Annotated in this window: 9 protein-coding genes and 1 pseudogene; 9 read left to right on the top strand and 1 reads right to left on the bottom strand. The window is 62.6% G+C overall.

All coding sequences use genetic code 11. The features are described 5' to 3' along the window. Positions 1-172: 172 nt before the first annotated feature. Positions 173-952 carry a GntR family transcriptional regulator gene (locus OC159_RS18905; RefSeq protein ID WP_265502773.1) on the bottom strand — a complete coding sequence of 260 codons (780 nt, stop codon included), beginning with the start codon at positions 950-952 and terminating at the stop codon, positions 173-175. 158 nt (positions 953-1,110) lie between these two features. Between OC159_RS18905 and OC159_RS18900 the strand changes: the two genes are divergently transcribed. From OC159_RS18900 to OC159_RS18860, 9 genes and pseudogenes are all read left to right on the top strand, one after another. Continuing rightward, positions 1,111-2,124, top strand: coding sequence for a Bug family tripartite tricarboxylate transporter substrate binding protein (locus tag OC159_RS18900; RefSeq protein WP_265502772.1), 1,014 nt, complete (start codon positions 1,111-1,113; stop codon positions 2,122-2,124). Continuing rightward, positions 2,105-2,647: a tripartite tricarboxylate transporter TctB family protein gene (locus tag OC159_RS18895; protein WP_265502770.1), complete on the top strand. Its 543-nt coding sequence runs from the start codon at positions 2,105-2,107 to the stop codon at positions 2,645-2,647. The genes OC159_RS18900 and OC159_RS18895 overlap by 20 nt, the downstream gene beginning before the upstream one ends. 15 nt (positions 2,648-2,662) lie before the next feature. Then, complete coding sequence (locus OC159_RS18890) at positions 2,663-4,183, top strand: tripartite tricarboxylate transporter permease (RefSeq protein WP_265502768.1); 1,521 nt, start codon at positions 2,663-2,665, stop codon at positions 4,181-4,183. Beyond that, positions 4,180-5,577 carry a 3-isopropylmalate dehydratase large subunit gene (gene leuC, locus OC159_RS18885; protein ID WP_265502766.1) on the top strand — a complete coding sequence of 466 codons (1,398 nt, stop codon included), beginning with the start codon at positions 4,180-4,182 and terminating at the stop codon, positions 5,575-5,577. Before OC159_RS18890 ends, leuC begins: the two co-directional genes overlap by 4 nt. Beyond that, positions 5,574-6,212, top strand: a complete 639-nt coding sequence (leuD, locus tag OC159_RS18880; protein ID WP_322626751.1) for a 3-isopropylmalate dehydratase small subunit — start codon at positions 5,574-5,576, stop codon at positions 6,210-6,212. The genes leuC and leuD overlap by 4 nt, the downstream gene beginning before the upstream one ends. Positions 6,213-6,345: 133 nt before the next feature. Beyond that, positions 6,346-8,910 (top strand): penicillin acylase family protein, encoded by a 2,565-nt coding sequence (locus OC159_RS18875; protein ID WP_265502765.1) that lies wholly within the window; start codon positions 6,346-6,348, stop codon positions 8,908-8,910. Positions 8,911-9,066: 156 nt separating this feature from the next. Further along, positions 9,067-9,387: a transposase gene (locus OC159_RS18870; protein WP_265502763.1), complete on the top strand. Its 321-nt coding sequence runs from the start codon at positions 9,067-9,069 to the stop codon at positions 9,385-9,387. Continuing rightward, positions 9,384-9,737: an IS66 family insertion sequence element accessory protein TnpB gene (tnpB, locus tag OC159_RS18865; RefSeq protein ID WP_265502761.1), complete on the top strand. Its 354-nt coding sequence runs from the start codon at positions 9,384-9,386 to the stop codon at positions 9,735-9,737. The genes OC159_RS18870 and tnpB overlap by 4 nt, the downstream gene beginning before the upstream one ends. 159 nt (positions 9,738-9,896) lie before the next feature. After that, positions 9,897-10,501: pseudogene (locus tag OC159_RS18860) on the top strand (IS66 family transposase); the annotation flags it as partial.

Genomic DNA, 10,501 nt, shown 5'->3' with positions numbered 1-10,501 from the left:
AATTCGCGCCGCCGTGCTTAACGGCTACACGGCGCTCGGCATACCTGTCACAGAGCTCGTGGGATAAGTCCGCCCGGGGAAAGGGGAAGTCCGGCCTTCAAGCTCTTTGCGCAACAAAGCTATCCGCGCCAAGAAGTCGTTTCAATCCGCTCATCGGCGAGTACCCTCCAAATCAAGTATTCCAGACTTTGCTGGCTTCGTCCGCACTGCGGTCGAAGCTCATTTCGTGTTCATACGTGTCGGGGCGATAAAGACCGTGGATCCGTTCCACTGGGCGTCCGGAAACGTCCAAGACCGTGCGCCGGATCGCAAGCAGCGCCTCTCCAGGTTCCACCTGGAGCAGCCGGGCCACATCCGGAGCCGCGAGCCGGGCCGAGATTGTTTGCCGCGCGCTGTGAACGCGATGCCCCGTGCCTTCGATCAAGCGCAGCAGCGATGTGCGTTCGAGATCCTCCTGCGTGATGGATTCACCGATATCTGCCGGCAGCCAGGTCGTCAGATGACTGAACGGCCGGCCTTCAAGGCTGCGCAGCCGCACGGCGCGTTGAACACGCGTGCCGGGCTCGATCTCCATCGGCGCGGCGATCTCGGGCGGCGCGTTCACGAAACGCAGGTCGATGACCGACACATGCGTTCGAATGCCAAGCGCCATGAGGTTTTCGAAATTCCCTGACAACGAAGCTCCGACGGGTGATCCAGTCGCCCCTATTCTTGCAAATGTTCCCCGACCCCGGCTGCGTTGCACGCTGCCTTCGGACGTCAACCGCTCCATCGCCTTGCGGATCGTGATCCGCGACACGCCGAACATGTCCGCCAAATGAACCTCTGCAGGCATGGGCTCTTCTGGACTCCAGACGCCGTCAGAGATCTGCTGGCGCAGCACAAGATAGACCTGATGATGTTTGGGCAAAACAGAGGTCTGGTTCACAGAGTGCCCGTCGTCCTTAGCCATTTTCCCATTCCTCTGTCGTCCCGTGGCCATTGATAGCCCGCGACACGGCGTGATAAAAGCTGAAATGTTATATTGACATGACAATAGGACCATGTTGCTTTGGGGTCGTCGATCAGCCGGCAGGGGCCCGATCGATGGGAGTTCCACGGGAGGATGACATGCACAATCTGACAGGCGTCTCACGACGCAGGTTCATTGCCACCACGATGCTGGCTGCAGGCTTCGCGACGGCGTTGGGTGCGTTGGCGCAACCCGCGCAGGCTGCGGATTGGCCAGATGGACCGATCACGATCGTCGTGCCCTTCGACGCGGGTGGCAGCGCGGACCGCATGGCCCGCACGCTAGCTGATCCACTGTCCAAGGCACTGGGGCAGCCGGTCGTGGTCGAGAACAGGCCTGGAGGCGCGGGCGGGTTGGGCGCCACGTATGTGTCGCGGGCGGAGCCGGACGGCAACACATTGCTGCTGATGCAGGCGACTCCCTATCTGGCGAACGCGATCCTGATGGGCGGCGCACCGGTGCAGTGGGAGGATTTCCGTCTGCTGAATGCGCAATGGAACGATTATGGCATCGTGGCCGTCCACGAAGACAGCCCGTATCAGAGCTTTGCTGAGCTGACGGAGGCGATGAAGGAGCCGGGCGAGGTCTCCTCGGGGATCATTTACGCGAATGGCGGGCACCTGCAGACGCTGGTGATCATGGATGCGCTCGACATTCCCCATGAAAACGTCCGCTTCGTGACCTATGACGGTGGTTCTCCGCTTCGAGCGGCGCTTGCGGGCAACCAGGTCGATTTCGAGATTCTGGCCGCAGAGGGCGCAAGCAGCGTGATGGACAGCCTGCGCGTGCTGGCTGTGGTCAACGGATCGGACCCTGACGATCTGGGCGCACCGCTGATGAATGACGCCTTGGCCGAGATGGGGGCAGAGCCGCAGCCGATCATCGGGGGCAATGTCACCGGCCTTATGATCCCGACGGCTTTCGCGGAGGAACACCCCGATCGCTACGAGACCCTGCTGGCTGCCTACCAGCAAGTCGTCGAAAGTCCCGAATATGCAGAGGCAGCAGAGGCGTCAGGGCTTGGATACGACTGGATCGGACCCGAAGACAGCCAACAGATGATCGACGAAGCTTTCGATGCTCTGAGCACATATGCCGACGTCGTCGAATAGTAACCCCGCAGGCAACCAGGGAGACTCGAAGGTCGTAGAAACGCCAGTCGTCAAGAGCGTCGAACTGGCCTATGGGACTCCGCCGCGTGTCGGAGCCGTAGTCTTTGCTTTGGTTGCGGCGGCTGCCATGGCGGGCTACGCATGGACGATCCTCGGCGCCGCGCGGAATGCCGGCGACTGGCTGCTCATCATTCCCGCCGCGGTCATCGGCGTCGCCGCTTTGCTCTGGGCAGTGATCGTCGATGGCAGGAACCTGGTCGATCAGTCCCGGCGCGGGGTCAAGTTCCTCGCTGGTTCCACCGCGAAACCCGTTGCTCTGCTGATGCTGATCGGGGCCTATGCGCTTGCCCTGCCATTCCTGGGCTTCGATGCAGGCACCCTCATATTCCTTGCTTTTGCGCTGCTGATCCAAGGAGAGCGACGGATCTGGTTGATCACCGTGAATGCCGTGGTCGGCACCGCGCTGATGATCTGGGTCTTTCACGACCTGCTGATGGTCAGGTTGCCACTGTCATTTCTTTGATGAAAGGGGGTCGCCGTGCTTGACCTCGCAGCCTTTTCCGGCGCCCTGCAGTTGCTGGGGGGTGACATCATGGCCTGGCTGGTCGTGCCGCCGGGTATTGTGATCGGCCTGATCTTCGGCGCGATCCCCGGGCTTTCGATTTCGATCGCCATGGCCGTGTTTCTGCCCGCAACGCTCTACATGGACTTCCTGCCTGCGATCCTGTTCCTCTCGGCGATCTTTACCGGAGGCGGCTTCGGAGGCGCGATCCCCGCCATCCTGATGAACATCCCGGGCACTTCCAGCGCGGTGGCCACGGCATTCGACGGCTATCCGATGGCGCAGCAGGGTCGTCATGGCGAAGCACTGGGGGTCGGCCTGGCCGCGTCGGTGATCGGCACCTTTTTTGGATATGTCGTCCTGCTGCTCATTGTCGGCCCCGTGGCAGGCTGGGTGCTGAAGCTGGGCCCGACCGAGATGCTGGTGATCGCGATCTGGGGCTTGCTGTTGATTGCCGTCCTGAATGACTCCAGTTTTGCCAAGGGTCTTGCAGCTGGCATCTTGGGGATCCTCATCTCGACCGTCGGTTATTCGGATACCGGGTTGATGCGCGGCACATTCGGCAGCATGTATCTGTTGGACGGAATCCCCGCGATCCCGGCCCTGATCGGCCTGTTCGCTGCATCAGAGTTGATCAACATGGCGGGGCGAGATTACATCGTCACGGACAAGCGCCTCCGCAAGTTGGGGATGCGGCCGATCCTTCAAGGCGTCAAGGACACGTTCCTGCGCTGGCCTGCCGTCCTTCGAGGTTCGGCCCTGGGCACGGTCATCGGGATCATTCCGGGCGTGGGCGCCAGTGTCGCCAACCTGGCCTCCTATGCCACGGCAAAGCGGGCCTCGGACGATCCAGAGAGCTTCGGACGCGGCAACCCGGATGGGGTGATCGCGTCCGAGGCCGCAAATTCGTCCTCGGAAGGCGGCGGGATGGTGACGCTTCTGGCCTTGGGCCTGCCGGGTGGCGCAGGCACGGCGATCCTGCTGGGCGCGTTTGCCATGCACAATGTCACGGGCGGGCCGCGCTTCATCTCGGAGAGCACCGACGTCGTCTATGCGATCATCCTGGGCAACATGGTGCAGGCCATCCTGTTGCTGGTCATCGGCATCGGCTTCGTCTTCTTCGCCAGCTCCATCGTCAAGGCCCCGCTGCGCTATCTGATCCCCTATGTCATCGCCATCTCGATGATGGGGGCCTATGCCATCACAGGTTCGGTCGTGGGTCCGATGACTGTCGCGGGCGCCGGGGCCCTGGGCTGGGTCATGCGCCGCTATGGCTATCCCGTAACCGCCGTCGTGGTCGGCCTGCTTGTCGGTCCGATGGCCGAGGGTGAACTGGTGCGCAGTTGGCAGATTTCGGGCGGAGAGCTGTCGTTCCTGCTGGGCCGGCCCATCACCTTGTTCCTGCTGGCCCTGTTGGCCGGCTCGGTCATCCTGTCGCAGCTTGGGGCCCGTCGCGGTCGCGCTCGCGTTGCGCAAAAGAAGGCAGCTTCGGAATGAATTCCCCGCGCACCCTCGTCCAGAAGATCTGGGACACCCACCGGATCACCTCGGCACAGGGTGCCGACCTGCTGTTCGTGGACCGCCACCTGCTGCACGAGGGGTCGCACCACGCCTTCGACAAGATCGCGGCGTCCGGACGGACCATCCGCCATCCCGAACTGACCTTCGGGGTGGCCGACCACTACGCTCCCAGCCGACCCGAGAGGGCGACCGATGCCACGGTGACCATGATCGATCGCCTGGCCCGCAATACGACGCAGCACGGCGTGACGAGCTTTGGCCTTGGCGACTCGCGTCGCGGGATCGTCCACGTGGCGATGCCGGAACAGGGGCTGACATTACCGGGGACCATCATCGTCTGCGGCGACAGTCACACCGCCACGCATGGTGCTTTCGGCGCGTTTGCCTTTGGGATCGGCGCGTCCGAGGTGGCGCATGTGCTGGCGACGCAGGCCCTGTGGCAGACGCCGCCGCGCATGATGCGGATCAACGTGAACGGCCAACTGCCCACTGCCGTGACCGCGAAGGACCTTGCCCTGCACATCATCGGACAAATCGGGACGGGCGGCGCCACGGGGCATGCCGTGGAATACGGCGGGGACGCGATTTCGGCCCTGTCCATGGAAGGGCGGATGACCCTTTGCAACATGACCATCGAGATGGGCGCGCGCTCGGGCATCGTGCCGCCCGACGAGGTGACCTTCGCCTGGATCGCCGGACGGCCGATGGCGCCGTCGGGGCGAGACTGGACAGCAGCGGTGGATTATTGGCGCAGCCTGCGGTCGGACCCCGGCGCAACCTATGATCATGTCTTGGACATAGAAGCTGAGCAGGTAGCCCCGATGGTGACCTGGGGCACCAGTCCTGAACATGTAGCGCCGATCACCGGGTCCGTTCCACACGGACAGCAGGACGCGTTGGACTACATGGGGCTTCGTGCGGGGATGCCCATCGCTCAGATCAAGGTGCAGCGCGCGTTCATCGGATCATGCACCAATGGGCGTTGGTCCGACCTTCTTGCGGCGGCGGCAGTCTTGAAGGGACGACATGTGCGCGTGCCGCTGCTTGTTTCGCCGGGTTCGGAGGCGATTGCGGCGCATGCCGAGGTCACCGGCATCGCGGACGTCTTCCGCACGGCGGGTGCCGAATGGGGCTCCTCGGGCTGCTCGCTCTGCGTTGGGATGAACGGCGATCAGGTGGCCCCGGGGGAACATTGCGCATCGACATCGAACCGCAACTTCCGCGGTCGTCAAGGGCCAGGCGCCCGCACGCACCTGATGAGTCCCGCGATGGTCGCGGCGGCAGCGGTCATGGGCCATATCGCGGATGTGCGTGATCTGACGCTGGCGGACATGACGGAACACCTGGCCATGCAGGAGGCGCGTTCATGAAACCCTTCGTCACGGAAACCGGACCCGGCGTGGCGCTGCCGATGGACAACATCGATACCGATCAACTGATCCCCGCGCGCTTCATGAAGCGAAGCCGAACCGAGGGATACGGGCAACAACTGCTGTTCGACCTGCGCCACGATGCGGACGGAAGCAAGCGCCCAGATATGGCTCTGAACTATCTATCAGCGCGGCCGGTGCTGCTGATCGCCGGTGCGAATTTCGGCTGCGGCTCGTCGCGCGAGGCGGCGGTCTACGCTCTGGTCGACCATGGCATCCGCTGCGTCGTCGCCAAAAGCTTTGCCGACATCTTCCGCAACAATGCACTACGGAACGGCTTGTTGACCGTTACCTGCGGTGATGCAGATCACCAGGCGCTTACAGCGTTTCTGTCGGAGAATCCGGGGGGGACGGTGGCCGCCGATCTGCGAGCGCAGACCATCTCCTGGGGGCAGGAACAGGGTTTTCCTTTCGACATCGATGACAACATCCGGCGACGGCTTCTGCTGGGAATGGACGAATTGTCTGAGACATTGGAATACAATAGCGAAATCGAAGAATTTGAGCAGCGCTATCGGCACGCTTACCCTTGGATGGCACCGCATTCTTCTGGTTCGATCGGACCATCAAGGTAGGCTTCGGTTCCTGAACACGATCGGAACAATCGCAAAGCCGGCGAGACGCCGGGTCGATTTTTTGCATGACGTGCAATTTACTGCTTCGCGTGTGCCGCGAATTGGTGCAGACTTGTGTCGGGAAAAGGGAGGAATGCAGATGTCGAAGAGAGCAGCTCTTTTTGTTCTGTCAGCCACGGTCTCAACGCTCGTCTTGGCTCCGGCTCACGCCGAATTTGCATCGGCCGTCACACAGGAGACGCGCAACGTGGCGGGGCTGGAACAGCCCGCGGAGATCATCATCGATCAATGGGGAGTCCCCCATATCTATGCAGGCACCGACCGCGACGCGATGTTCCTGCAAGGCTACAATGCCGCGCGTGACCGGTTGTGGCAGATCGACCTTTGGCGAAAGCGGGGTTTGGGACAGCTTTCCGAGAGTTTCGGCAAGAGCTTCGTCGAGCAGGATCGAGCGGCCCGGCTATTCTTGTATCGCGGCGACATGGAGGCGGAGTGGGCAGCCTACGGGCCCAACGGCCGATCGAGTGCCGAGGCCTTCGTGGGGGGCGTCAATGCATACGTTCAAAAGGTTCTTGATGGTGAGTTGCCCACGCCGATCGAGTTCGACCTGACGGGCTCCACGCCAGCATTGTGGTCGTCGGAGGATGTCGTCCGGATCCGCAGTCACGGTCTGACCCGCAATGCCAGCTCGGAAGTGTCCCGGTCTCTGATTGCCTGCGAAGAAGGTATCGACGCCGACCGGTTGCGCCAGAAGCTGGAGCCGGATTGGACTCCCTCCGTTCCCGAGGGTCTGGATCCCTGCACTATCCCCGAAGACCTGTTGGCAGATTATACGCTCGCCACTCAAAACGTGACGTTCGCGATACCGGACGCAGCCTCGCAAGCCGGACCCGCTCCGTCCGCGGATTCCGGGACGGGCGCGGATGATGGACCCGCAAAAGACACGCTGACACCGGCTGACCCTGATCCAGCGGCTCCGGAAAGCCACGAAAACAACGATAGCTCGGGCGATCAGGAAACCCGGCTGGATCCGGCGACTTTCCTCCGCACCACGGCGGCCAATGTTCAGGAAATCGGCTCGAACAATTGGACGATTGCTCCGTCCCGCACGGCGACCGGACGGCCCATCCTGGCCAACGATCCACACCGCGCTCATGGGGTGCCATCGCTGCGGTATGTCGTGCATCTGAACTCGCCCGGCATGTCGGTCATCGGCGCCGGTGAGCCGGCTCTGCCCGGCGTCTCTATCGGCCATAATGGCAAGATCGGGTTCGGCCTGACGATCTTTGCCGTCGATCAGGAAGACATCTACGTCTACGACCTCAATCCGGACAACCCGGACCAGTATCGCTACCAAGGTGAATGGATCGATATGGAGATCGTTTCGGATTCGGTCAACGTCCGCGATGGCGGGCCGGTGGATGTCGAAATGAGGTTCACCCGACATGGTCCCGTCATCAAGGTCGACGCCGAGAACAATCGCGCCTTCGCCTTTCGCAGCGTCTGGTTCGAGCCCGGCACCTCTGCCTATTTCGGTTCGGTGGACTACATGGGCGCACAGAACTGGGACGAGTTCTCCAGCGCGATGGAACGGTTCTCGACGCCGTCCGAAAACCAGGTCTATGCCGACACGGAAGGCAACATCGGGTGGATCGTCGGTGCGATCTCACCACTGCGCGAGAACTGGGACGGCCTTCTGCCCGTTCCCGGTGATGGACGTTACGAATGGGAGTTTCTCGAGCGCGACAAACTGCCTTCCTCCTACAATCCCGAAAAGGGATGGTTCGCGACAGCCAATCAAATGAACCTGCCGGAGGATTATCCATATGAGGACTACAAGCTCGGGTTCGAGTGGTCTGATCCTTCCCGCTATGACCGCATTGCCCAGGTTCTGTCGGAAGACGACCAGATGACGCTGGCAGGCTCCATGGCGCTGCAGAACGACGATCACAGCATGATGCAGCGCCGGATGGTGGCCCTGCTGCAAGGACTGAGCCTGCCTGAAACCGCATCACCTACCGAAAGCCAAGCTTTGGCCCTCATCCAGAACTGGGACGGGGTCACCTCTGCCGATAGCGCGGCCGCGGCGGTGGCCGAAGTGATGCTCAGCAAGCATCTCGTCAAAGTCGCGGGTCCACGTCTTCTGGGTGAGGATCTGTCGACGCTGCTGGGGCGTGGTGCCATCACGTCGGTGGTCGATCTTCTGGAACAGCCCGATGACCGCCTGGGCGCAGAGCCTGACGCAATGCGCGACGAGATCTTGTCTCAAGCCCTGAGCGGTGCCGTGGCGGAAACAAAACAGCATCTCGGACCGGATATTGCGCAGTGGCGCTGGGGTGATCTGCACAAAGGCATCTTCACCAGTTCAGTCGCTGCACTTGCCCCGGATGGATTGAGAAGCCAGCTGAATGTCGGACCGCTGTCCATGGGAGGCTCTGCCTTCAGCCCCCGTGCCGCAAGCTACAACGATGCGTTTGAGGTCACCTCGGGCGCGTCGTTCCGGATGGTCTTGGATGTCGGCAATTGGGACCAAAGCAGGTTCATCAACACGCCTGGCCAGTCCGGTGATCCAATGAGCGCCCATTACCGTGATCTTGCGCCCCTTTGGGCGGCCGGAGACTATGCTCCCTTGGTCTATTCCAGAGAAGCCGTGGAGCGCGCAGCACACCATGTGATCGAACTAACGCCCGAAAACTGATCCGTAAGCGTTCTCTGCCCCCCACCTTCCGCGCGGCATGCTGATCGGTTCATTGGACTGTGCTTATTGTTGGGACGGAGTTTCTCCATGGAGTCTGCATTGGAGCTTCTCCCGGCTGGCGGCCGCGGCCGTCGGAACCGGAAGTAGCCGGATGAGGTGAAGGCGCGGATCGTGGCGGAGACGCTGATGCCGGGCGTGACCGTGAACACCGTTGCGCGGCGGCACGGGGTGCCGGCGAGCCATATCTCCTCTTGGCGGACGCTGGCGCGGAAAGGGCGGCTGGTGCTGCCTGCTCCTGAAGATCCAGTGGAGTTCGCGGCGCTGTTGCTCGGCCCCGCTGAAGATGCGCCGCGGACCGATGTTGGTGCCGTGGCCCGGCCGGAGATCGTCGCAGGCGCGGTGGCGATCCGTCTGGAAACCGGAGCCTCGGCAGAGCGGATTGCGTCGGTCGTGCGCGCCTTGGCTGCCAGCCCATGATGTTCCCCTCGAACCGGGTGCGGATCATGGTCGCGACGAAGCCGGTCGACTTCCGCAAGGGGCATGATGGCCTGGCTGCACTGGTGTCGTCGGTGCTGCGCAAGGATCCGTTCACTGGCACGGTGTTCGTGTTCCGCTCGCGCCGGGCTGACAGGCTGAAACTGCTTCACTGGGACGGCACGGGTTTGGTGATGGCCTGCAAGCGGCTGGAGGATGCGCGCTTTGCCTGGCCCGCCATCAGGGACGGGATCATGGCGCTGAACCATGCCCCGTTCGAGGCGCTGTTTGCCGGGCTCGACTGGCGCAAGGTCAAGGCTCTGGAAACCCGCCCGCCTGCTGCGGCAGAATGAATCAGCCGCTTGATTTTTCATGTTTTTGCCGGAGATCCTTGGTAAAATCAGGGCATGCCCGTAGCCTCTGTCCTCGACCTTCCCATCATTCCCGACGCGCAGCGCGCGGCGGTTCAGGCGTGGCTGGAAGAGGTGGCGGCCCTCAAGGATATCACCAGACGCCAGGATCATCTGATCGCCGAGTTGAACCATGCACTGCATGGCAAGCGGTCGGAAAAGCTGTCTGAGGATGAGCGGCAACTGAGCTTCGAGGACCTGTCCTTCGCGCTGGCCGAGGTCGAGGCGGCGAAGGAAAAGCGGGCCGCCAAAGCGGGCGACGGGACGACCAAGCCTGCGCCGAAGCGCACCATCGGCAACCTGCCGGCTGCACTGCCGCGCATCGAGGAGGTCATCGAGCCCGCCAGCCTGATCTGCCCCTGCGGCTGCGGCGTCGCCAGTGTCGCTCGGACCAATGGCGCGACACTGGCGACGCCACAGGATCGGCGAAGACCGCACGGAGCGGCTGGATATCGTGCCTGCGCAGCTGCGCGTCATCGTCACCGTGCGCCCGAAATATGCCTGCCGGTCCTGCACCGACGGCGTCACTCAGGCCCCGGCACCCTCCCGCCTGATCACGGGCGGGCTGCCGACCGAGGCGACCCTTGCCCAGGTGCTGGTCAGCAAATATGCAGATCACCTGCCGCTATATAGACAGAGCCAGATCCTGGCGCGGGCAGGTCTTGATCTGCACCGCGCCGTTCTGGCCGATTGGGTGGGCAAGGCCA

Source organism: Paracoccus beibuensis, from assembly GCF_026162625.1.
GTDB lineage: Bacteria > Pseudomonadota > Alphaproteobacteria > Rhodobacterales > Rhodobacteraceae > Paracoccus > Paracoccus beibuensis.
Note: the sequence above shows the minus strand (reverse complement) of the source record. Positions and strands in the feature narration are given on the sequence as shown.

What these genes read in the sequence shown, in the direction of transcription:
- OC159_RS18905 (WP_265502773.1), bottom strand. Translation starts at nt 952, where the DNA reads ATGGCTAAGGACGACGGGCACTCTGTGAACCAGACCTCTGTTTTGCCC.
- OC159_RS18895 (WP_265502770.1), top strand. Translation starts at nt 2,105, where the DNA reads ATGCCGACGTCGTCGAATAGTAACCCCGCAGGCAACCAGGGAGACTCG.
- leuD (WP_322626751.1), top strand. Translation starts at nt 5,574, where the DNA reads ATGAAACCCTTCGTCACGGAAACCGGACCCGGCGTGGCGCTGCCGATG.
- tnpB (WP_265502761.1), top strand. Translation starts at nt 9,384, where the DNA reads ATGATGTTCCCCTCGAACCGGGTGCGGATCATGGTCGCGACGAAGCCG.
- leuC (WP_265502766.1), top strand. Translation starts at nt 4,180, where the DNA reads ATGAATTCCCCGCGCACCCTCGTCCAGAAGATCTGGGACACCCACCGG.
- OC159_RS18875 (WP_265502765.1), top strand. Translation starts at nt 6,346, where the DNA reads ATGCAGATGTCGAAGAGAGCAGCTCTTTTTGTTCTGTCAGCCACGGTC.
- OC159_RS18900 (WP_265502772.1), top strand. Translation starts at nt 1,111, where the DNA reads ATGCACAATCTGACAGGCGTCTCACGACGCAGGTTCATTGCCACCACG.